22 protein-coding genes are annotated in these 20,469 nt (G+C 62.8%); 12 read left to right on the forward strand and 10 right to left on the reverse strand.

Features of this window, described 5'->3' with window-relative positions; translation table 11 throughout:
* Positions 1–9 precede the first annotated feature (9 nt).
* Positions 10–915 (reverse strand): phosphogluconate dehydrogenase (NAD(+)-dependent, decarboxylating), encoded by a 906-nt coding sequence (gnd, locus tag EPB08_RS10195; protein ID WP_130618972.1) that lies wholly within the window; start codon positions 913–915, stop codon positions 10–12.
* Positions 916–949: 34 nt separating this feature from the next.
* Entirely contained in the window at positions 950–1,384 is a 435-nt protein-coding gene (locus EPB08_RS10200) for a hypothetical protein (protein ID WP_130618973.1), read from the reverse strand.
* Between the two features lie 27 nt (positions 1,385–1,411).
* Here EPB08_RS10200 and EPB08_RS10205 point away from each other — a divergent pair, with 27 nt between their 5' ends.
* The 3 genes from EPB08_RS10205 to EPB08_RS10210 all read left to right on the forward strand — a co-directional run bounded on the left by EPB08_RS10205 (position 1,412) and on the right by EPB08_RS10210 (position 2,896).
* The gene (locus EPB08_RS10205) at positions 1,412–1,654 is read left to right on the forward strand and encodes a hypothetical protein (protein ID WP_130618974.1); all 243 of its coding nucleotides are present in this window, start codon (positions 1,412–1,414) and stop codon (positions 1,652–1,654) included.
* A 272-nt stretch (positions 1,655–1,926) separates the two neighbouring features.
* The gene (locus EPB08_RS21060; RefSeq protein ID WP_165418472.1) at positions 1,927–2,145 is read left to right on the forward strand and encodes a hypothetical protein; all 219 of its coding nucleotides are present in this window, start codon (positions 1,927–1,929) and stop codon (positions 2,143–2,145) included.
* Between the two features lie 70 nt (positions 2,146–2,215).
* Complete coding sequence (locus EPB08_RS10210; protein ID WP_165418473.1) at positions 2,216–2,896, forward strand: response regulator; 681 nt, start codon at positions 2,216–2,218, stop codon at positions 2,894–2,896.
* 49 nt (positions 2,897–2,945) lie between these two features.
* Here EPB08_RS10210 and EPB08_RS10215 read toward each other — a convergent pair whose 3' ends face one another.
* The 4 genes from EPB08_RS10215 to EPB08_RS10230 form a co-directional block, all read right to left on the reverse strand.
* Positions 2,946–3,704 carry a Crp/Fnr family transcriptional regulator gene (locus tag EPB08_RS10215; protein ID WP_165418474.1) on the reverse strand — a complete coding sequence of 253 codons (759 nt, stop codon included), beginning with the start codon at positions 3,702–3,704 and terminating at the stop codon, positions 2,946–2,948.
* A 224-nt stretch (positions 3,705–3,928) separates the two neighbouring features.
* Positions 3,929–4,906: a hypothetical protein gene (locus EPB08_RS10220; protein ID WP_130618978.1), complete on the reverse strand. Its 978-nt coding sequence runs from the start codon at positions 4,904–4,906 to the stop codon at positions 3,929–3,931.
* 532 nt (positions 4,907–5,438) lie between these two features.
* Positions 5,439–5,828 carry a hypothetical protein gene (locus EPB08_RS10225; protein WP_130618979.1) on the reverse strand — a complete coding sequence of 130 codons (390 nt, stop codon included), beginning with the start codon at positions 5,826–5,828 and terminating at the stop codon, positions 5,439–5,441.
* 303 nt (positions 5,829–6,131) lie between these two features.
* Positions 6,132–6,515 (reverse strand): nuclear transport factor 2 family protein, encoded by a 384-nt coding sequence (locus tag EPB08_RS10230; protein WP_130618980.1) that lies wholly within the window; start codon positions 6,513–6,515, stop codon positions 6,132–6,134.
* A gap of 126 nt (positions 6,516–6,641) precedes the next feature.
* Here EPB08_RS10230 and EPB08_RS10235 point away from each other — a divergent pair, with 126 nt between their 5' ends.
* Complete coding sequence (locus EPB08_RS10235; RefSeq protein WP_229238295.1) at positions 6,642–7,262, forward strand: DNA-3-methyladenine glycosylase; 621 nt, start codon at positions 6,642–6,644, stop codon at positions 7,260–7,262.
* A 129-nt stretch (positions 7,263–7,391) separates the two neighbouring features.
* Here EPB08_RS10235 and EPB08_RS10240 read toward each other — a convergent pair whose 3' ends face one another.
* Together EPB08_RS10240 and EPB08_RS10245 are read right to left on the reverse strand one after the other, a co-directional pair.
* Entirely contained in the window at positions 7,392–7,742 is a 351-nt protein-coding gene (locus EPB08_RS10240) for a hypothetical protein (RefSeq protein WP_205746329.1), read from the reverse strand.
* Between the two features lie 10 nt (positions 7,743–7,752).
* Entirely contained in the window at positions 7,753–8,994 is a 1,242-nt protein-coding gene (locus tag EPB08_RS10245) for a molybdopterin-dependent oxidoreductase (RefSeq protein ID WP_130618981.1), read from the reverse strand.
* Between the two features lie 344 nt (positions 8,995–9,338).
* Here EPB08_RS10245 and EPB08_RS10250 point away from each other — a divergent pair, with 344 nt between their 5' ends.
* The gene (locus EPB08_RS10250; RefSeq protein WP_130618983.1) at positions 9,339–10,595 is read left to right on the forward strand and encodes a M20 family metallopeptidase; all 1,257 of its coding nucleotides are present in this window, start codon (positions 9,339–9,341) and stop codon (positions 10,593–10,595) included.
* Positions 10,596–10,703: 108 nt separating this feature from the next.
* A complete protein-coding gene (locus EPB08_RS10255) occupies positions 10,704–11,357 on the forward strand; it encodes a trimeric intracellular cation channel family protein (protein WP_130618984.1) in 654 nt (217 codons plus the stop codon).
* Between the two features lie 50 nt (positions 11,358–11,407).
* On the opposite strand, the gene EPB08_RS10260 is transcribed toward EPB08_RS10255, so the two are convergent.
* Positions 11,408–13,321 (reverse strand): glycoside hydrolase family 76 protein, encoded by a 1,914-nt coding sequence (locus EPB08_RS10260; protein WP_229238296.1) that lies wholly within the window; start codon positions 13,319–13,321, stop codon positions 11,408–11,410.
* 763 nt (positions 13,322–14,084) lie between these two features.
* Between EPB08_RS10260 and EPB08_RS10265 the strand changes: the two genes are divergently transcribed.
* Together EPB08_RS10265 and EPB08_RS10270 are read left to right on the forward strand one after the other, a co-directional pair.
* The gene (locus EPB08_RS10265; RefSeq protein WP_130618985.1) at positions 14,085–15,032 is read left to right on the forward strand and encodes an ABC transporter ATP-binding protein; all 948 of its coding nucleotides are present in this window, start codon (positions 14,085–14,087) and stop codon (positions 15,030–15,032) included.
* Positions 15,029–15,790, forward strand: a complete 762-nt coding sequence (locus EPB08_RS10270) for an ABC transporter permease (RefSeq protein ID WP_130618986.1) — start codon at positions 15,029–15,031, stop codon at positions 15,788–15,790. Before EPB08_RS10265 ends, EPB08_RS10270 begins: the two co-directional genes overlap by 4 nt.
* Positions 15,791–15,870: 80 nt before the next feature.
* On the opposite strand, the gene EPB08_RS10275 is transcribed toward EPB08_RS10270, so the two are convergent.
* The gene (locus EPB08_RS10275; protein WP_130618987.1) at positions 15,871–16,773 is read right to left on the reverse strand and encodes a LysR family transcriptional regulator; all 903 of its coding nucleotides are present in this window, start codon (positions 16,771–16,773) and stop codon (positions 15,871–15,873) included.
* Between the two features lie 147 nt (positions 16,774–16,920).
* On the opposite strand from EPB08_RS10275, the gene EPB08_RS10280 reads away from it, so the two are divergent.
* From EPB08_RS10280 to EPB08_RS10295, 4 genes are all read left to right on the forward strand, one after another.
* Positions 16,921–17,244, forward strand: coding sequence for a carboxymuconolactone decarboxylase family protein (locus EPB08_RS10280; RefSeq protein WP_130618988.1), 324 nt, complete (start codon positions 16,921–16,923; stop codon positions 17,242–17,244).
* Between the two features lie 48 nt (positions 17,245–17,292).
* The gene (locus EPB08_RS10285) at positions 17,293–18,288 is read left to right on the forward strand and encodes an aldo/keto reductase (protein WP_130618989.1); all 996 of its coding nucleotides are present in this window, start codon (positions 17,293–17,295) and stop codon (positions 18,286–18,288) included.
* Positions 18,289–19,027: 739 nt separating this feature from the next.
* Positions 19,028–19,372: a hypothetical protein gene (locus EPB08_RS10290; RefSeq protein WP_130618990.1), complete on the forward strand. Its 345-nt coding sequence runs from the start codon at positions 19,028–19,030 to the stop codon at positions 19,370–19,372.
* A gap of 140 nt (positions 19,373–19,512) precedes the next feature.
* Complete coding sequence (locus EPB08_RS10295) at positions 19,513–19,830, forward strand: HigA family addiction module antitoxin (RefSeq protein WP_130618991.1); 318 nt, start codon at positions 19,513–19,515, stop codon at positions 19,828–19,830.
* The last annotated feature ends 639 nt before the right edge of the window (positions 19,831–20,469 follow it).

Raw genomic sequence — 20,469 nt, forward strand, 5'->3', positions numbered from 1 at the left:
CTGTGACGTTCACTCGCGCTTGATCGGATGGCCACCAAATTCGTTGCGCATCGCCGACAGCAACTTGTCGGCGAACGAGTCTTTGTCGCGCGACCGAAGCCGCTCGATCAGCGACTGGGTGATCACCGGGGCCGGCACATTGAGTTCGATGGCTTCGTCGACCGTCCATCGACCTTCCCCCGAATCCTCCACGTAGGGGGCAATGCCCGACATCTCCGGATTCTTTGCCAGTGCATCGGCACTCAGGTCGAGCAGCCAGGAGCGCACGACGCTGCCGTGGCGCCAGATCTCGGCGATCAACGGCAGGTCCAGTTCGAACTCGACCTTCTGCCGGAGTATGGAGAACCCCTCGGCGTAGGCCTGCATCATTCCGTACTCGATGCCGTTGTGAACCATCTTGGTGAAGTGGCCGGCCCCCGCCGCGCCCACTCGGGCCCATCCCCGGTCCTTGGCGGGCGCCAGTGCCTCGAACACCGGACGCAACCGCTCGATGGCCGCCTCGTCACCGCCGATCATCAGGCTGTATCCCTCATCCAGGCCCCATACTCCGCCACTGGTGCCGCAGTCGAGATACGCGATCCCGTGCTTCGCGAAGTGCTTCGCGCGGCGCATGCTGTCCTTGTAGAAGGAGTTGCCGCCGTCGACGACGGTATCGCCGGAAGCGAGCAGCGGAAGCAGTGCGTCGAGGGTGGTGTCCGTGGGTTTTCCGGCCGGAACCATCAGCCACAGGGTGCGCGGTGCGGGCAGGGCTGCCACGAATGTCGCCAGCGAGGCCGCCGATTTCGCTCCGTTGTCCTCGAAGCGTTTGCGTGCAGCCGGCTCGGGATCGAAGCCGACGACCTCGTGGTCGCCACGCATCAGTCGCTGCGCCATGTTGGCGCCCATTCTGCCCAATCCGATCATGCCAAGTTTCATGGAGTGTCCTGATGCCGAAAGAAGTGGGAGTGTCTTATCTGGATGCCTCGACCGCGCGGGTCACGTCATGGGGTGATCCATAGTCGACGTTCGGCATCAGATGCGGGTCCTCCCGGTCGAGCGGTTGATTCACCAGCAAATGCACGCCGCACGCGCCCGCTCGTTTCATGACCTGCATGATGTCCTCAAGCGGCAGCATGCCCGCGAGCTCGACGGTAAGCGTGGTATGAGCCACGCAGGAAGGATTGCGATCCTCGGCGGGAGAGCGGATCTCGTTGCGCAGCAGGGCATGGTGGCTTATCCGCGAAACCACGGTCGTCGGTGCACTCGAGCTGGCTGACGAGTGGCCGATGCTTTCGCTGGAACAGACCACCGCATCGTCGCGACGCATGCCTCGCGAAATGAGTTTTTCCAGTGCGGAGGAAGCAGCGAACTGCGTTCTGAACTCGGCAATGACGAGGTCGCTCATGGCGTGGCTCCAGCGTGGGGAGACTCCATGCTAGAAATCCCTCGATACGATCGCGTGACGGGAGCGTATGCGGATTTCGTCACCGTCGGCGCAAGCGCATCGCGCGCGGCTGCAGCGATGCCCGGAAGTGGGTTCAAGCCTGACGTGAGCTCGCCGATGAATGATCGCTTAGCAGATGCCGGCGACTTGGTTGGCATCTTCGTGCAGCCAGAGGCGACGGGCGGACGGAAATCGAATCAGGAGAATTGCGTCGTCGGCCAGGTTGCGTAACCGGTTGCGACGCCGGGTTCGTTCGTATTCAGGGCAATCCACGCCTGCGTTCAGTATTTCTACGGAGCACTGAAAGGTAGAAATACAGTCGCGTGAACGTGCGGCGATTGTGCAGGCTTTGTGCGTCTTCTATCGATGGTGAACCGTCCCTTGGATGCGCGTCTACGGCAGGTCCGAGACAGCGGGATGGGGTGTATCGGGTCAGCCTGAAGGGCGGCTCGCGCGTTGGAATGGGGGTACCTGATGCGAACGTGCTTCGACTGAGGGCCTGCATGAACGTCTTCTCCTGTCATTTCCGCGGGGCGAGGGTATCTGTCATTTATGACGGTGATCTTGGCGGTGAGATCTTCTGGATCGCCAATGTCATTCTGGACGGTCATGCGCAAAGCATCGACGGAGCCTTCAGTGTGCAATCGACGCACATCCAGGCCGACATCACCCGGGCGGTCATTCGCGGACTCGAGTGGGTCAGTGGGAGAGGTGGGCGATGACGCCGTTCGTTTCCCGTGTTTCGCCAATGAAACGCTGTCGTGGTGCCAATGCGATTGGGGGCGCGGGGTCATGGTGAGTAGCACTCCCATCGGCAAGACGGAACACCGGAAGCCAACCCTTGCAATTTGTGACGATCACCTGGTCGTTGCGCAGGGAATTGCGCGGGCACTCCACAACGCTTACGACACCGAGGCTGTCTTTCGCAGCGGCTTCCAACTTGAGGAGCTTTTGCTGACGCGCCCTCCGGATCTGGTCGTAACCGAAGTGAAACTGCTCGATCAGGGAGGCCTGGATGTTCTGGAGCACGTGCGTGCGCGAGGCATCAGGATCCCCTTCGTCATCTGTACCTCGCAAACGGATCCCGTGACCTTGCATCGTGCCTTCTATGCCGGGGCTCGGGGTGTCGTCACCAAGGCGGAGGGTGTGAAGGCGCTCGAATCTGCCATCGAGTTGGCTCTGCAAGGCAAGGTGTATCTCTCGGGCACTTTCATGCAGGTGCTCATCAGCCAACAGCAGCTGCCCGTGGTCAGGCTCACGGTCAGGCAGCGAGCCGTGCTGGAGTTGATCGACGAAGGACTGGCTGCCCAGCAGATCGCCGACAGGCTGGGCCTGTCCAAGCGCACGGTGGAAAGCCACAAGCTGAAGCTGTTGCGCATGACCGAGTCGCACTCTCCCCAGGAATTGCTGATAAGAGCAAGGCGCCTTGGCCTGTTGCGCCCGGCGGGTGTGCGTCGCTTGCTGCAAGCGTGAGGACCGGTCGGCTCGGTCCCTGGCGTTCGGGTGACGAACGTTCTTCGGGTTACAGCTCTTCGGTGACGAGGTTCTCCAGCGCCTGCTTGTCGAGCACCACCAGGTGCCCCTCGTGGATGTCGATGACGCCCGCGCTCCTGAGTTCCATCAGTTGGTGGTTGAGTACTGGCCTGGAGCATCCGATGGTATTGGCCAGCGTGCCTTGCGACAGCTTGAGTGAAATGTGAATGCCATCCGGCAGGGCGGCACCAAGGTCATCGACCAGGTAAAGCAGCGCCCTGGCACAGCGCTGGGCGACGGGAAGCACGGATGTCACCGTGAGGCTCACATAGGAACGCCGCAGGCGATAGCAGAGGGTCTCGATGATGGCGAGGCGGAAGCCTGGGTCTTCGCTGATGCAGCGAAGCACGCTCGCCCTGGACAGGTGCATTACCAGCGAAGCCGTAAGCGCGGACACCTCGTAGTCGACCGTGCGCTCGTCGAAGAAGGGCACGACGCCGAAGTAATGTCCGATGCCGATGAAGCCGAGCAGATGTTCCCGTCCCTCGCGGGTAGTCATGCTGACCGCCAGGCCACCCTTCAACACCAGAACCAGCTGGCCCACGCGATCGGTGCGATTGAACAGCACCTTGCCCTTTTCCAGTGGGGTGATATGGCCGGCCCCCAGCAGGGTCTGGATGGTCTTCGGGCTGCATTGGTGTGCCCAGGACGCTTTATGGAGTACGGATTCGGCGATCCGATTCTCGCGCGACAAGAGTAATCCCGGGCCACGGTTGCCTGTGCCGCTCTCGGTGAGTCGATCAAGCATGACGGGTCCCCGCTGGATGTGGTCCGCATACGGCGAGATGGTCGTCCCATCAGTATGCGGCAACAGCCGGTAGACCGTGTTATGTCGAGCACTGGCGGCGATCGCGCAGGGTCCGGCCTTCGGTGGAAGCGCTCCAGGAAGTCTCATTACGCTCCCCTGCAGCCGTTGGCCGGGTGCAGGGGAGCGACGAGGGGCGGTACGTTTCGTCGGGAAGACGTCGCGGTTTACTTCGGCGCCTTCAGCGGAGCGATGGTCTGGTCGAGCGTGGTCCAGTACGACTTGGTGTAAGGCACCATTTCCTCGGCGTAGTTCCACCAGAAGAAGCCGCCGATGAATTTCGGATCCTTGATCGAGTTGACCATCGGGTAGTACGTCGTGATCAGGTTGTTTTGCACGGACACGGGAGCCTTGATGCTCGCAGTGCCGATCTCGCCAAAGCCGACCTGGGCATTCGGAAACATGGCCTCAAGAGCCGCAAAGTCGGCATCCCACGAGGGCGACAGGTTCGGGCAATCCTTGTATGGGTAGTAGCTGAACAGCGCATAGTCGGTGCCGGTAAGCACCGTGGTCGGCAGGTAGGTGGTCGGCCAGGTGCGCCAGTTGTCGGCCGGCTTCTGCCAGCAGTTCTTGCCCTTGTTGTCGTTGTTGTAATACAGCGTGACCGCGGTCTTGCCGCCGGCAGCCTTCACGATGTCGTGGGCGGCAGACACCATCTGTCCGATCGCCTGCTCCTGCGCGGTGACCTGGGCGTTGCTGCCCTTGGGGTTCTTGCGCAGCCACTCGCCGTTGATCTCATTGGCGATCTCCCATACGTCCACCACGCCGTTCAGGCCGTTGACCAGCTCCTTGGTGCGGGCGGTGTAGGTGTTGAGATCGGTGGGGAAATAGTAGGAATCCATGATCTCACCCATCACATAGGCGACAGTGTGCAGCTTGACCAGGGAGGGGTAGTACTGGGCTGCCGTCGTGCCGGGGTCGAACACGACGCGCACGGTGGGCTTGTACGGCAGCTTGGTGAGCGAGGTGACAATGGCGTCGATCTTCGACAGGTCATCCACGGTCACACCGTAGATCGGTGCCTTGATGGTGGCGGCTGCCTGCGCGTTCGCATTCGTCGCCAGCGGCGCCGAAGCGGCATATAGGGCCATTGAGACAGCAACGGGGATAACGAGCTTCTTTGCAACACGGGTGAACATGTTCATGGATGGGTCTATGTCTTCCTGGGTGATCCTTTTCCCGATGGTGGGTGAGTGGGGATAACGGCCAATCAAGAGCGATGACGCATTTTCACGTGCATGACCAGGCGAATTCGGTAGCCCTCCCGTTGGCTCACTGCGATGGTGTCATCGGGGGTTCGGGTACGCTGTTCGCTACATGACAGAAGCAAGAACCTTGGCTTCGCTGATCGAAGTTGGCTCGCGTAAACTCGTCGGCACGTTGCTCACTGGGCACGTTCCTGCTGCCGAACCCTTGTTGAGGTTGTTGACGGTGTCGGCGAAGAAATTCGCCAGTCGCGAAGCAGTCCGTCGCGTCGGTCCGCGGGTTGGCTGACGCAGGGCCATTGCGCCTGACTATTCGTCGAGCTTTCGGAGGCAGGTGAGCCCGCGAGAGGCGTGGTTCGTCAGGATTCGTGCGTGAGGCGAGCGAGGTGCAGCGTCGATCCCGCCTCAAGAGGCACGACAGGCGTGCAGGCGCTGCAATCCTGCCGGGCGGTGCTGGGGTGCTTGTCGTCGCTTAGCGCGAGCGGACACGAAGCCAGTTGAGGAAAAGGCCTTCCGCGCGATCTTCCTGGCGCAGGCCTTCGCGCTCTTCAATCACCACGCCCCAGCGTGTTCGCGCGATGCCGCCGGTCTCGCTGTTTACCTGCACTTCCTCGCCGTGCGGCAAGGGTGCATGCGTGGCCAGCAGCATGACGCCGTCGACGTCGGAAACCAGCAAGGCGGGTTTGCTGACGTCATTGGCGCTCCACCCGCAGACGATCCGGATCTGCACGTGCTGCGGTGGAAGGTGACTGCGGTGGTCAATGTTCCAGTCGTCGACCTTTTCCAGCAGGCGGTTGAGTTGGGGTGCATCCCAGTCCACGGTGCCGACTGAAACGTCCGAGCGCGTCTTGTCGTGTCCCATGCTGCCCCCTGCTGATGGTCAGAGTTAACGCAACCAAGGGCGATCCGTGCGGTGGTGCCATGGCCTTGCCTGGGCGATGCAAGTCGCAGCGTGGCTGCCGTGGCCGGAAATCAAGCTATCACGCCTGCCGGCCCGGGGCATCGTCATGGGGTGCTATCACCTATGGCTGATTTGCCGGGAACCGCAGGCGGCGTATTGGGCGTTTTGCGGGCTGTGGTATGAACCGCAGAACCACCAAGTGTCGACGCCTTCGTCGGTGCTAAAGGCGGGTGTTGCGCGTGGGTTTTCAGGGGCGATCGGCAACTACGCCTGCAGCGACACCCATTGCGCTCGCCATGCCGGTGCATCAAACGAATCGGCGAAGTACTGGGTTTCGCGCGCCACCTTGTCGCCACGGAACTCCATGATGCTGACGACATGCGAGCGTGTCGCTCCATAGTTGATCACGTACTCGGTGATCCATAGATGGCCTTCGCCCGTGATGCGATGCACCGCGAAGCCTGACGGCTTGCCCGGGTGGTGGCTCCGCAGCGCCTGCAGGTTGCTGCGGCCGCGAATGATTTCGCCGGATTGCGGGTACTCGCACACGGCGTCATCGTGATAGATGGCGTGCTCGGTATCCTGATCGCCTGCTGCGGATGCGGCCCAGTGCTGGTCGATGGCTACGCGTATGTTGTGTGAGTCCATCCAGGAATTGGATCATGCGGGGAGTGAGTCCCGCGTCGTTGTCCTGGTTCGCCGGCACGTCCTGTTGACCCGAGAGGATATCGGGCGTATGTGAAAACCGTTGCCAACATTCGGGAGTGCCAACGCATGGCGATGCAGGACGACCAGCGCGTCTCCTGGCCGGGAACACCCGTGCCGAGGTCGTTCTTCGAGCGGCCGGCAGTCACTGTTGCGCCGAGGTTGCTCAACAAGATCCTTGCCTGTGCGGATGGGCGATCAGGACGCATCGTCGAAGTCGAAGCCTATGCGGGGTCGGTGGATCCGGCGGCACATACGTTTCGCGGCAAGACGCCGCGGAACGCCGTCATGTTCGGTCCGCCGGGGCACATGTATGTGTACTTCACCTACGGCGTGCACTGGTGCTGCAATTGCGTGTGCAAGCCCGCCGGGCAGGGCGTACTCATTCGTGCGCTCGAGCCGCTGCATGGACTGGACATCATGCGGGAGGTGCGCACCGCCGGCACCCGTGATCGCGATCTGTGCCGCGGCCCGGGCCGCCTTACCCAGGCGCTCGGCATCAGGGGCGCGCAGAACGGCATCGATCTGGTCAATGCGCGGGAGGGCTTCGCCATCGTGGACGACGGCATGAAACCGCCCAGGGGATTGCTGGGGACGCCGCGAGTCGGCATTCGCGTGGGCGTCGATCTGCCATGGCGTTGGCGTGCACCGAACAATCCCTACGTATCGGGCCCCATGGCGGCCGGATAGCGTTCGAGGTCAACTGCGCGAGGATCAGCCGGAAGCCATCCGCGTGGCGTGAGATGCGAGCTCTTGAGTCGGGATGGACGCGTTGTCCGGTTCTGGTCGCGGGCGGTTGCACCCATGACAGGCTGACGGCTACCGCGACTGTTGCTGCTGGGAAATTCCTGCGAAGTAGGTGCTCAGCGTCTCCACCTCCGAATCAAGAATGGGCGCCCCATAAGTGCTGCGCATCTTGTTGATCTCGGCTTTCCACTGATCCTGGGTCAGTGCCGGCTGCTTGAGCACCATGCCGGCGGAATGGCATATCAGGCACTTTCCCGCGACGTCGGAGCCTGGGCCCGGCGGAAACGATGCGGTGCTTGCCGGGAGATCCACATTCACGGAGTGGATGGCTATCGGCTTCTGCTTTGCGTCCTGCGCATGAGCGGAGCCCGCCACCAGCAGCGCGGCGAGCATGCATGCCAGGGTAGTGGAAAAGGTGTTCATGGCATCGTCCTCAGGCAACGACAAGCTTGGTCCGCTCGGCGACATTGCGCATGAAGCCGCCGCCATTCCAGTTGGGCGTGACGGGCTGTTCCACGCCGTTCGAGTTGACGGCCTTGACCATCAGTTCCGCGTCACCCCGCCTGGCGGGAGTGAAGTGGGCATTCCAGCGCCGGAAGGCGTACTTGCCGTGGTCTTCCTCCAGGCGTGCATCGAGCCAGTGCTCGCCGCCATCGCTGGAGAACTGCACCTGCTTCACGCCGGCGTCGCCGCCAAAGGCGATGCCGCGTATCGCGACCGGGTGGCCGGCCAGCACCTTGTCGCCGTCACGCAGGTTGGTGATGAACGATCGCGGCACCAGGCGATTGATCGGGACGCTCTTGAAACCGGTCTGGCCGGGAGCGACGTTGGCGTGCGGCGTATCCGGAATCATGTACGCCTTGGCCATCCAGTAGTTGTCGTCCGCCTTGTCCAGCACCTCGACGTCGTTGAGCATTTTCACCCAGTAGGTGGAATACCAGCCGGGGACGACCAGCCGCAGCGGGAATCCATTGAGTACGGGCAACTGCTCGCCGTTCATGCCGTAGGCGAGCATGACTTCGCCATCCCTTGCGTGATCGATGTCGAGCGATTTCAGGAAATCGGGCGTGGCCGCCAAGGTGCCGCTGTCCAGACCGTTGAAGCGCACCTGCACGGCACCGGTGTTGACGCCGACACGGTCGAGCACGTCCTTGAGCCGAACCCCGGTCCAGCGCGCGCAGCCCATGGCGCCATTGGCCCATTGCCCACCCGCAACGCGCGGTTCAAAGAAGCCGCGCGAATTGCCGGAGCACTGGTTGACGGCGGCAATCTCGAACCGCTCGAACTCCGTCATCAGTTGTTTCAGGCTGAGCGAAAGCGGCTTGCCGACCTTGCCGTGCACCGTCAGCCGAAACGCATCGGCATCGATTTGCGTAGGAATGTAGGCAAGATGCCAACGCACGAAGAAACGGTCGTTCGGTGTGAACACGCCCTGGTCGAATACTTCGAAGGGCGTTTCCAGCATGGGCGGCCGCGTGCGTAGCAGGATCATGTTGCCCTTCTGCGGAAACGCCCGCGTCAGGTCGCGCTCGCCATTGGCGAAGGGCAGGCGTATCGCGTTGGCACCTGCATCGAGGGCGGCTGCGCCGCCTGCGAGTCCCACCGATCCCAGCAATCCGGCGGCCTGCAGAAAGCGGCGCCGTGACATGGCATCGTGGTCGTGACGTTCGCTCATGACGGTCGTTACTCCGAAAGAAGATGTCGACGTGTTGCGTAGAGATCGAGCGTGGATCGGAGGAGGCTCCCGTGCCTGCGTCCCTCCGCCATGATGCTGCATCCATGCAGTGATTACTTGCGAACGCATATATGGCATGGGGTGCAGCACGCGGCATGCGGCGACATCACGGCCACGCACGGGCCGGTGTCATTTCGACGTCCATCCGTGGCTGTCCTTCCACGTGTTGCCGACGCCCGTCCGGTTAGTCTGCATCGGCGTCGCCGCCAGGGCCATGGGTGATTGAAGGTTGCCTCGGCGCGGTGTTCCGGTGCCCGCGGGCACGCAGCAAGGCAAGCATTGCCATGAATGCCAACAGCCAGCTTCTCCCGAGCCTGGCGAGCATGATGCCGGGGCTGGAAGCGCTATATACCGACATACATGCCCATCCCGAACTTTCGATGCAAGAGAAGCGTACCGCTGACATCGCGGCCTCACACCTGCGCGAAGCGGGCTTCGAGGTAACTACGGGCGTGGGCAAGACCGGCGTAGTCGGCTTGCTTCGCAACGGCGCTGGCCCCACGGTCATGCTGCGCGCGGACATGGATGCACTGCCGGTGGCCGAGGCAACGGGTTTGCCGTACGCAAGCCAGGTGACGGCGAAAGACAAGGACGGGCACGTCGTGCCGGTCATGCACGCCTGCGGTCATGACATGCACGTCACCTGCCTGGTGGGTGCCACGGCCTTGCTGGCCAAGATGAAGGAGGGTTGGCAGGGGACGGTCATGGCGGTATTCCAGCCCGCGGAAGAGACTGGTACGGGCGCACAGGCAATGATCAAGGATGGGTTGTTCAAGCGTTTTCCACGACCGGATGTAGTGCTTGGGCAACACGTCATGGTCGGACCTTCGGGCACGGTCAGCGGTCGCGCCGGCGTCATTACATCCGCCGGCGACAGCCTGCAGATCCGGCTGTTCGGCCGTGGCGCGCATGGCTCGATGCCCCAGGCCAGTATCGATCCGGTGGTGATGGCAGCGGCTACGGTGCTTCGGCTGCAGACCGTGGTGTCGCGCGAACTCGCTGCCACCGAAGCGGCGGTCCTCACGGTGGGTGCGTTGCAGGCGGGCACCAAGGAGAACGTGATCCCTGACGAGGCACTCATCAAGCTCAACGTGCGCACATTCGACGAGGGCGTGCGCGCGCGTGTCCTGTCCGCCATCACGCGCATCGTGAACGCCGAAGCCGAGGCGTCGGGAGCGCCACATTCGCCGGAAATCACCCCGCTGGACAGCTACGCACTGGTCATCAACGACGCCACGGCCAATCAGACGGTCGGCGATGCGTTCCGCAGCTACTTCCCTGAAGGGTGCGTCGAGAAAACACAGCCCACCTCAGCGAGCGAGGATTTCGGCTGCTTCGGCGCGCAATGGAAAGTCCCTTCCGTGTTCTGGTTCATCGGCGGCACGGATCCCGAGACCTACAGGAAGGCCAAGGAGTCGGGTCGATTGAACGATCTGCCGACCAATCACAATCCCCGCTTTGCGCCGGTCATCCAGCCGACGCTGCAGACGGGCGTGGAATGCCTGGTCGTGGCGGCGCTCGCCTGGCTGGGCAAGCATTGAGGTTGGACAGGTTACGTTCCGACCATGGGACGAAGGGCTGGCATGCGATCGGACCGGCATCGTGATCCAATGAGCGAATCCATCGTTTCGTGACCAGACGCCCCGCGCATGCCGACCAACGGAATTCTGCTGCTGATTGCCGACCTGGTCGGCACCTTCGTATTCGCCCTCAGTGGCGCCACCGCGGCGACGCGGCGCCAGCTCGATCTGTTCGGGGTGCTTGTGTTGTCCTTCGTGGCGGCCAACTCGGGCGGCATCATTCGTGACCTGCTCATAGGCTCGGTGCCGCCCGCTGCGATCACTGACTGGCGTTACCTCGCCGCTTCGGTCTGCGCGGGCCTGATTACGTTCTGGTGGGCTCCGTTCATCGAGCGGCTGCAGAACCCGGTGCGCATGTTCGATGCTGCCGGCCTCGCGTTGTTTGCGGTCGCCGGCGCACAGAAGGCGCTGGCCTATGGCTTGAATCCTGTGATGGCGGCGCTGCTCGGCATGCTTACGGGCATCGGTGGCGGCATGGCGCGCGACCTGCTGCTGGCAGACATTCCGCTGGTGTTGCGCGCCGACCTGTATGCGGTGGCGGCATTGGCCGGTGCAGGGGTTGTCGTCGTTGGCGCGCAACTCGGGCTGCCGTCGGTGGCGACCATGCTGGTGGGCGCCACGCTCTGCTTCACGCTGCGCATGATGGCCGTGCGGCGAGGTTGGCAGCTGCCCGTCGCGGGAGGGCATGGCCGCTCCAAGCCCACGGACACGCCGCCTCGATGAAGATGGATGCCTCCGTTGCCGATCACTCGGCAACGGAGGCATCGGCCGTGCTATTCGACGATATTCGCGGTGACGTGATACACGCGTCCGCCCCAGCCGTCATCGGGGAAGGCGTCCGATACCTTCAGGTAAACGGGTTTTGCCCCGTTGCTGGCCGTGCCGAGGTATGGCGTCAGGTCGACGGTGCGATCAGCCTTGTTCGAGCCGTCAGTGATGCGGCGAGTCTCCTGCAGCACGGTCGTCCAATGGGCGTTGTCGGAACTGACCTGCACCAGGTATTCGGCGTCGATGGTCAAGGTCACCTGCGCCGACGTGGTATCGGCCGGGAACGGGAACCGATAGGTGAAGTGGGCATTGCCGTCGGCGAAGCGGTTCTGCACGCCGTTGCTCTGCGAGCCGTCGGGATCGAAAAGCCAGGGGACCTCGTCCACCGTGCCCGTGTCGAAATCGATCTTGTGCGCAACCAGCACGTCGGCCTGGGTGGCGAAGTACAAGCCCGCGGCGGCCACGTTTGCGGTGAGCATGTGGTGGCCGTCCGTCGCCGAGCTGGGCACCATCAATTTCAGCGGGACGGTGCCGCTGACCGGATCTGCAACGCCCTTCGGCTGCAGACGCAGCATGGTGGCCTGTGGCGAGACGCTCCAGCCGGTAGGTGCAGTGACATCGACGCGCGCCTGCAGCGGGAAGAATCCAGTCGCGGAGGCACCGAGGTCGATGGCGATGGTCGTGGCGCCCGATGCGGACGGCATGATCACCGGTTGCGCGGGCGACAGGGTGGCGGCCAGCGATACCAAGGGTGTCAACGTGGGTACATCGCCGATCAGCGCACTGAGCGCGCTGGCCTGGGTGCGCCAGTCGAATACATTGGGATGATCAGCGCTGGTGGCGCCGGACCAGCGCGTGCCGAGTCGGTCGGCGGCATCGCGGTCGTTGCTCCAGATGCCTTCGGCCTGCTGCGCGAGAAACGCCGCATATCGAGGGTTGTGCGTCGTGTCGACCAGATCGGTCCAGTAGCGCATGAAGATGCCCTTGAACTGCTTGGCATTGTCATCGCAGGTCTGGGTCGTGACATCGCAGCTTTCGCTCAGGACACCGTTGGTCACCAGGGCATTCGGACCGATGGCGGCGTCCGCCAGGTGTTGCACGCTTGCCAGGATGTTCGGGTCACGGGTGGCGCGCCACAGTTCCAGGCCGGCACCAATGGCCATGCCCTGGTTGTAGGTCCATACGTTCTGGCCATTGTTGGTGCACGCATCGGTAAGGCCGTCGTTGACCAGGCCGTTGGCGTTGATCATGCCGCTGCCCTGGAACCAGGCCCACGCGGTACGGGCTCGTCCCAGCCAGACCCTGTCGCCGGGAATGCGGTTGTGCAGTTCGGCAGTGAGGCGGATCCACAGGCCGTTGGTGACGGCGTTCTTGTAGGTGCGCTCGGCATTCCACCAGACGCCACCACCGCAGGTGCCGGTATCCCAGTAGCCGTTGGCGTAATTGGCAATGGTGACGGCCATGTCCAGGTACTTCGGATTCCTGGTCAGGTCGTAGGCCTGCACCCAGGTGAGACCCCACCACTCGGAGTCATCAATGGCGCGGCTGGTGAAATTGCCAAGCAAAGGATCGCCCGACAGCACGCCGGCTGGGAACACGCCCTTGTCCTTTTCGAAGGTGTTGTCCAGTTCGCCCACATAGCGACGATCGCCGGTGCGTTGCATGTAGTCGCCGATGGTCTGCAGCGCGACGGCGGAGTTCCACCAACTGGACGGGAACCAGGCCTTGTTGGGGTCGTAGGAGCCCATCAATACGTCGGCCGCCACGCGGGCTCGCGCAACGGTCGTCGAGCCATCGGCTCGCGGGCTGTCGGGGTAAGTTCGGTCATCCGCCATCGAGGGCAGGGCGATGACCAGCATCATCACGCTGGCCGTGGCCAGCAGTGTCCGAACTCGTATGCGTAAGGCTTCGAGATTCATGACCAGAAGCGCTCCTTTCGGATACCCACATCGGGGGACGGGGCGGCATGCACGGCCCCGCCTATCCATGCGCGGACCGTGGGCGGTAATCCGGCCTGGAAGCGTGCACGCAAGAAGCCGTTTAGACGGCCAGGCCTTTTGCGCGGCAAAACCCTATCCACCCAGGAGATGCGCCAAGGCACTTCCCGGTTCCCCTGTTTGAATCCAGCATTTAGATCGATCTAAATTCGATACCTAAAAAAAGGCCATGACGTGATGGACCCGCAAACCGGATGCTCAGCGATCAATGCCTTGGGCGACTGTAACCCGATTTCGCGACGCGATGCTTGCTGCATTGCGGCAGGTTGGAGTTGCGCCGACACAAAGGCTTTGCGTGGCGATAAAGCGCGAGTGCCTGTCTTCGAGCGGCCCAACTCCGCAGAGGATGTCGATCCATGGCCATCGTCCTGTCTTCGACACGGCATGCCGCGTGATTTCGCCCGTGCGGAATGGCTGCGCGCCGTGGCGGCGCCCATGTTCTACGACCGAAGGCGCGGACGCGCTGGATGGATCGCCCAAACATCATGGCTATGTTCGTAGCCAACGGGCCTTTGGCAAGCGGCTCATGGGGCTCCATGAGTCGCTGCACGCAACACATGGTTCGCCTGCTGCTGGTCTTCGCGAACGGAGCGGGATTAGCACGGGCGATGGCGATGAGGTTAAGCAGGACTCGTTCTTGGCGTAGACTCCCTCGGCGTTGCGATGCGCCAGACCAGGGAATGCAATGAGCGAGCAGGCTACTTCGACGCGACACGCGGTTTCGGTTCGCGGCGTCAGCAAGACCTACAAGGGCGGTTTCCAGGCGTTGAAGTCGATCGACCTGGACATCCGGCAGGGAGAGATCTTCGCCCTGCTGGGTCCGAACGGTGCGGGCAAGACCACGCTGATCAGCATCATCTGCGGCATCGTGAAGCCCAGCGCCGGCGAGGTGAGCGCCGACGGCCACGACGTGTTGCGCGACTATCGCGTCACGCGTTCGAAGATCGGCCTGGTGCCCCAGGAGCTGTCAACGGACGCCTTCGAGACGGTGTGGGCATCGGTGAAGTTCAGCCGGGGCCTGTTCGGGCGTACGCGCAACGACCAGCACATCGAAAAGGTATTGCGCGACCTGTCGCTCTGGGAAAAGAAAGACGCGAAGATCATGACGCTTTCCGGCGGCATGAAGCGCCGCGTGCTCATCGCAAAGGCCTTGGCGCACGAACCCAGCATCCTGTTCCTGGACGAACCCACGGCCGGCGTGGATGTGGAGCTTCGCCACGACATGTGGCAGATGGTGCGCAAGCTGCGCGAGACGGGCGTCACGGTCATCCTCACCACCCACTACATCGAAGAGGCCGAGGAAATGGCCGATCGCGTAGGCGTGATCACCCGCGGCGAGCTGATCCTGGTTGAAGACAAGCACGTGTTGATGCGCAAGCTGGGCAAGAAGCAGCTCTCCATCAGCCTCCAGGCGCCGCTGCAGGCGCTGCCGCAGGGTCTTGAGGATTACGCGCTGGAGCTTGCTGATGACGGCTCGACGCTGACTTATACGTTCGACGCCCAGAGCGACGACACGGGCATTGCGGTGTTGCTGCGCAAGCTGGGAGATCGAGGGGTGGACTTCAAGGACCTGCACACATTGGAAAGTTCGCTCGAAGACATTTTCGTCAGCCTGGTGCGGGGTAAGCGATGAACATTCCCGCCATTCGCGCCATCTACCGTTTCGAGATGGCCCGCACCTTTCGCACGCTCACGCAGAGCATCGTGTCCCCGGTGCTGTCGACGTCGCTGTATTTCATCGTGTTCGGCACCGCCATCGGCTCGCGCATGGGCGAAATCGGCGGCACGAGCTACGGCGCCTTCATCATCCCCGGCCTGATCATGCTGTCGCTGCTCAACGAAAGCATCTCCAATGCCTCGTTCGGCATCTACCTGCCGAAGTGGTCGGGCACCATCTATGAGCTGCTTTCCGCGCCCGTTTCACCGTTTGAGGCGGTGCTCGGCTATGTCGGGGCGGCCTCGACCAAGTCGGTGATGCTGGGCTTGCTGATCCTGGTCACGGCGCGCTTCTTCGTGCCTTACAGCATCATGCATCCACTATGGATGATGGCCTTCCTGCTGCTTACGGCCGTTACCTTCAGCTCGTTCGGCTTCATCATCGGCCTGTGGGCGGATGACTTCCAGAAACTGCAGGTGATCCCGCTGATGGTGGTCACCCCGCTGACGTTCCTCGGTGGCGCCTTCTATTCGATCAGCATGCTGCCGCCGTTCTGGCAGAAGGTCGCCTTGTTCAATCCGGTGGTGTACCTGATCAGTGGATTCCGCTGGAGCTTTTACGGGCAGTCCGACGTCAATGTCGTGTTGAGTGCCGGGATGACCCTGGGCTTTCTGGTGCTCTGCGCGGTCGCCATCGCCTGGATCTTCCGCACGGGCTACAAGCTGCGCTCGTAGTTCGTATCGCGAAGTCCACTTCCGGGTTTCGGTTCGTTGGGATCAGCTCGTGCGCGTGAACGTCATCTGCGGGCATGCGATTACGAATCGTGCGATCGGTATCGAAGCGCGTCGACCAGCAAGGCAAACGCCGGCGATGGTTGCCGCCGACTTGGGTAGTACAGGTGGTAACCGGGAAACAGCGGGCACCAGTCGTCCAGCACCTGGCGCAATCGGCCGGCCTCGATGTGAGGACGGACGAAGTCCTCGGGCAGGTAGGCGAGGCCGAAGCCGGCCAGCGAGGCGGCAAGGATGCGCTCGAGGCTGTTGAAGGTCAGTCGCCCCTCCACGCGCACGTTGAGCGCGTGGCTGCCTTTCTCGAATTCCCATGCGTACAGGCCGCCGTGGGTGAGGAAGCGCAGGTTGATGCAATCGTGCCGGGTGAGGTCGCGTGGCGTGGCGATTGGCGGCCTTGCATCCAGGTAGGCCGGCTTGCCCACCACCACCAACCGCGTGGGTGGGCCGATGGGCACCGCAATCATGTCGAGTGCCACCTGTTCTCCCAGGCGGATGCCGGCGTCGAAGCGTTCGGCAGCGATGTCCGTTAGCGAGGAGTCGCTGACCACTTCCACGTGGATATCCGGGTAGCTCGGCAGGAAGCGCTCCAGTACGGGCCACAGGATGGTGGCGGCAGCGTGTTCGCTGCTGGTGATGCGGATCGTGCCGCTAGGCTTGTCGCGCAGTTCGCTGAGCCCGGCGAGCGCCGCATCGATGTTTTCGAAATTGGGTGCCAGCACCTGCTGCAGGCGCTCGCCGGCTTCCGTGGGCGACACGCTGCGGGTGGTGCGGGTGAGCAGGCGCAGGCCAAGCCGTGCTTCCAGCCCCTGGATCTTGTGGCTGAGCGCCGATTGCGACAGGCCGAGCTGGGCCGCGGCGCGCGTGAAGCTGCCTTCACGCGCCACGGCAAGGAACGCCTGCAGGTCGTTGTAGTTCTCGCCGCTCATGATCACGCCGACTTGATTGATCGATACAGATCATAAGTCCATTCGATATTTGCCGTCTTATCAGATAGGCGCCACGGGGCCAGACTGGCCTCCGTCGCCGCGACAGGACTTTCGCTCGCGGCTTTCTACTCTTGGAGGATCCCGGCCATGACCGATGCCACGCAGAAGACGCAGGGCCCGTTCGCTGACGTTGCCCCCGCGCTCGATGAACTCACGCAACAGGTGTTGTTTGGTGAGGTCTGGGAGCGGCAGGGGCTTTCCAAACGCGACCGCAGCCTGATCACGGTCGCCACGCTGATTGCGACGTACCGCATCAACGAGCTTCCGTTCCATTTGAAGTTCGCGCTGCAGAACGGCGTTACGCGTGACGAGCTGGTGGAGGTCATCACCCACCTGGCTTTTTATGCCGGCTGGCCCGCGGCCAGTACCGCGGTGGGCATCGCACGCAAGGTGTTTGCCGAGAACGCCTGAGTCGCACGGATGCGCGTTGATCCAATACAAGATTTATCGAGGTGACATATGCAAAAGCGCTTGCTTGGAAAGAGTGGCCTGGAGGTTTCGGCTCTGGGCTTCGGTTGCATGGGGCTGAATTTCAGCTACAGCCATGCCCTTGCGGATGACGACTCCATTCGCCTGATTCGCGATGCCTTTGATCGCGGCGTGACCTTCTTCGATACCGCGGAGGTCTACGGGCCGTTCACCAACGAAGTGCTGGTCGGCAAGGCGTTGGCACCGGTGCGCGATCAGGTGGTGATTGCCACGAAATTCGGCTTCGACATCGATGCCGCGACCGGCCAGAACAAAGGCCTCAATAGCCGGCCGGAACATATTCGCGCCGTGGCCGAGGCATCACTGAAGCGTCTTGGGGTCGACACCATCGATCTGCTTTATCAGCATCGCGTCGATCCCGGTGTGCCGATCGAAGACGTGGCCGGCGCCGTCAAGGACCTGATTGCCGAAGGCAAGGTCCGCCATTTCGGCCTGTCCGAGCCGGGCGCGCAGACGGTGCGCCGCGCGCATGCGGTGCAGCCGGTGACCACGCTGCAGAACGAGTATTCGCTGTGGACCCGTGGTCCCGAGACGAACGGCATCCTCGATGCGTGCAAGGAGCTCGGCATCGGCCTGGTCGCCTATAGCCCGCTCGGCAAGGGCTTCCTTACCGGCGCGATGAGCAAGGATACGCAGATCGGCGACAACGACTTCCGCAAGCATCTCCCGCGCTTTTCACCCGAAGCGATGGCTGCGAACCAGGCGATGGTCGATCTCCTGAAGAGCATTGCCGCGGCCAAGCAGGCAACGCCCGCACAGATCGCGCTGGCCTGGCTGCTCGCCCGTGAGCCGTGGATTGTTCCGATTCCGGGCACCACCAAGCTCCATCGCCTGGAGGAGAACCTGGGCGCCGCCGATGTAGCGCTGACTGGCGCCGACCTTGCCGATATCGAAAAGGCCGCAGCGGCTATCCATATCGAAGGCGAGCGCTATCCGCCGAACCTGATGGCCACGACGGGCCGTTGATGGTCGCGCTGTAACGACCGAGGGTTTGGCAGGCGAGGGGTGTGATGGTGCGTGAGCGCCAGCGCCCTTCGGCGTTGGGTGTGAGCTTCGCGCTGCGCGGTCAGTGCGCCACCACGCGAGTGACGACATCAAGGGCAATGGCGAAGGCGATGCCGACCGCTGTGTACCGCCACGCCAGGTCCCACAGGGGCCAGCTGAAGAAGGCTCGAAGGCGGGTCATCGCTATCTCCTGTTCGAAAGAAGGACTGCGAGATCGGGCATCACAAGGTGCCTGACCTCGCGACGTCCACATTCGCAGACCCGATCCGTCGGGGCAGTCATCTAGCGAACAACTTTGCCCGGATCTGGTCCTGTTCATGAGTCGCAAGAAGGTGCGCTGAGCAGGTGGCGTGCGGTGCGACGCCATTGCGCCGGCCATGTGCACGGCAATCCGGGCTGCACCAGGAATGAAGTGAAAGCGCGCCTCTTAAGAGGGGTTTGGCCACGCGTCCCTCTGCGGGGAGCGCGCTGACATGTCGCCAGTTCTGCGCCGTCACGCGCGACCTTAGCCAGGCGGACATCCATCCCACCCAACCCTGACAGACGATGCCGACCCTGCTTGCTAGGGTCTGGCCGTCACTCGCGCTGTCTTCTCCAGAGCCCCGCGAATGACCATGGCCACCAGGTCATGAGGCGCGAGCCGTGAGTGCTAGCAACACCCACGACCCGCTAACCATCACCAACTAAAGCGGAGTTGATCATGGCTACCCACGATCATACGGTACGCATTCGCCCGTCCGTTTCCCCTGGCGGCATCCTCACTCCTCCCTCCGGCGATCCGCCGCGCACGGGTGTGGCAGGGCCCGAAACCTTTCGCCGCACAGCGCGCGGTGACATCGCCCTGGCGTTACTCACCCTCACGCGCCTGCGTCACGACAGCGAACAGTGCCGCCGGGCACGGGCGAGGGGATTCCCTGGCACATCGCTGGAATGGCCACTTTCCACGGCCGCCACCGCCAGCCTGGGTGTCGCCATCCACGGTCTCCGGCAATACGCCAGCCTGCTCGGTCACGAGCCCCGAGTGAAGCCGCCAAGCGCCCGATGATCGTCCTTGCGGCGCGTCGGCCCGCACGCCGATGCGCCGCACTCTGGCGTTTACTGACGTATCCACCCGGCATGCGCTGACACGATCGACGGCAAGCGCCCGCCGATTCCGCAGGCGTGCCTGACAGGGAAGGGAAGCCAATGGAACTGATTCAACTCTCGCCACGTATGGACGTGGATCCTTCGCTGCGCCTGCGCTCCCCCGGCGAAGTGCTGCTGCTCGACTACATGCTGCCGGCCACGCTGAACCTCTCTCAGCTCGCCCGCCGCACCGGGATCCGGATGCCGCATGTCAGGGAGCTTCTCACCGACAACCGACCCATGAGCCCGCGGCATGCGATACGGCTCGCCACCGTCCTGGATACATCGCCGCTCTATTGGCTGCTGCTGCAAGCCCGTTACGACCTTGCCCGCGAGCAGCAGCGCACCATCCCGGCTTGCTATCGATCGTCCGGTTGAACAGGCCCACGCCCCGGCCTCGTCCCTGCGCCAGAAACGCCGCCTGGCCCAAACAGCAGGTTCCGGCCAACAACCCTTCACACCGTCAGAGGCGGCGACCAGTCGGTGGGCTCGATACGCGTGGCGATACTCCCCAGTGGCCTGGAGAGTCGCCATACTGCGCGCCGGGAGTTAAATGGGGTGTCCGCTTTCGAGCCATGGCGGACACCATGGGGAGGCCCAAGACCTTCAAAAGGGGAAGGCATGTGATAAACGCGGACTACTGGATGAGTCAACCGTGGATCCAGTTGCTGTGTTTCATACTTTTCACAAGCATCACGCTCAAGGGTCTGAGGACGGGTAACGCAACCCTCCTTTACCAAACATACAAAAGATCTGAGGACCCCGAGCTCTACTGGACTGGAATAGCTATCAGTGCGCTGTTGGCTGGCAGCACACTTCTTCTACTTGTCCACGGGCTTACAAACTGGCCGGACATTTAAAAGATGGAACGTCCGTATATGGACTCCTCCCCATTGCAAGCCTCCCGTGCTCTGGCGTCCGTGTCGACTGCACACGTATATCCGGCCTCTGACAACCACACCGCATAGCGGTGCTGGGCCATGATGGGCTAGTCGCGCGCCGGCTCCCAATCGCTTT

It is taken from the genome of Dyella amyloliquefaciens (genome assembly GCF_004296575.1).
GTDB classification, from domain to species: Bacteria; Pseudomonadota; Gammaproteobacteria; order Xanthomonadales; family Rhodanobacteraceae; genus Dyella; species Dyella amyloliquefaciens.

Coding starts and splice junctions, on each gene's coding strand:
- EPB08_RS10250 (WP_130618983.1), top strand. CDS start 9,339: ATGAATGCCAACAGCCAGCTTCTCCCGAGCCTGGCGAGCATGATGCCG.
- EPB08_RS10285 (WP_130618989.1), top strand. CDS start 17,293: ATGCAAAAGCGCTTGCTTGGAAAGAGTGGCCTGGAGGTTTCGGCTCTG.
- EPB08_RS10230 (WP_130618980.1), bottom strand. CDS start 6,515: ATGGACTCACACAACATACGCGTAGCCATCGACCAGCACTGGGCCGCA.
- EPB08_RS10295 (WP_130618991.1), top strand. CDS start 19,513: ATGGAACTGATTCAACTCTCGCCACGTATGGACGTGGATCCTTCGCTG.
- EPB08_RS10275 (WP_130618987.1), bottom strand. CDS start 16,773: ATGAGCGGCGAGAACTACAACGACCTGCAGGCGTTCCTTGCCGTGGCG.
- EPB08_RS10210 (WP_165418473.1), top strand. CDS start 2,216: ATGGTGAGTAGCACTCCCATCGGCAAGACGGAACACCGGAAGCCAACC.
- EPB08_RS10225 (WP_130618979.1), bottom strand. CDS start 5,828: ATGGGACACGACAAGACGCGCTCGGACGTTTCAGTCGGCACCGTGGAC.
- EPB08_RS10235 (WP_229238295.1), top strand. CDS start 6,642: ATGGCGATGCAGGACGACCAGCGCGTCTCCTGGCCGGGAACACCCGTG.
- EPB08_RS10260 (WP_229238296.1), bottom strand. CDS start 13,321: ATGAATCTCGAAGCCTTACGCATACGAGTTCGGACACTGCTGGCCACG.
- EPB08_RS10255 (WP_130618984.1), top strand. CDS start 10,704: ATGCCGACCAACGGAATTCTGCTGCTGATTGCCGACCTGGTCGGCACC.
- EPB08_RS10245 (WP_130618981.1), bottom strand. CDS start 8,994: ATGAGCGAACGTCACGACCACGATGCCATGTCACGGCGCCGCTTTCTG.
- EPB08_RS21060 (WP_165418472.1), top strand. CDS start 1,927: ATGAACGTCTTCTCCTGTCATTTCCGCGGGGCGAGGGTATCTGTCATT.
- EPB08_RS10240 (WP_205746329.1), bottom strand. CDS start 7,742: ATGAACACCTTTTCCACTACCCTGGCATGCATGCTCGCCGCGCTGCTG.
- EPB08_RS10205 (WP_130618974.1), top strand. CDS start 1,412: ATGCTAGAAATCCCTCGATACGATCGCGTGACGGGAGCGTATGCGGAT.
- EPB08_RS10220 (WP_130618978.1), bottom strand. CDS start 4,906: ATGAACATGTTCACCCGTGTTGCAAAGAAGCTCGTTATCCCCGTTGCT.
- EPB08_RS10200 (WP_130618973.1), bottom strand. CDS start 1,384: ATGAGCGACCTCGTCATTGCCGAGTTCAGAACGCAGTTCGCTGCTTCC.
- EPB08_RS10290 (WP_130618990.1), top strand. CDS start 19,028: ATGGCTACCCACGATCATACGGTACGCATTCGCCCGTCCGTTTCCCCT.
- EPB08_RS10215 (WP_165418474.1), bottom strand. CDS start 3,704: ATGCTTGATCGACTCACCGAGAGCGGCACAGGCAACCGTGGCCCGGGA.
- EPB08_RS10280 (WP_130618988.1), top strand. CDS start 16,921: ATGACCGATGCCACGCAGAAGACGCAGGGCCCGTTCGCTGACGTTGCC.
- EPB08_RS10270 (WP_130618986.1), top strand. CDS start 15,029: ATGAACATTCCCGCCATTCGCGCCATCTACCGTTTCGAGATGGCCCGC.
- gnd (WP_130618972.1), bottom strand. CDS start 915: ATGAAACTTGGCATGATCGGATTGGGCAGAATGGGCGCCAACATGGCG.
- EPB08_RS10265 (WP_130618985.1), top strand. CDS start 14,085: ATGAGCGAGCAGGCTACTTCGACGCGACACGCGGTTTCGGTTCGCGGC.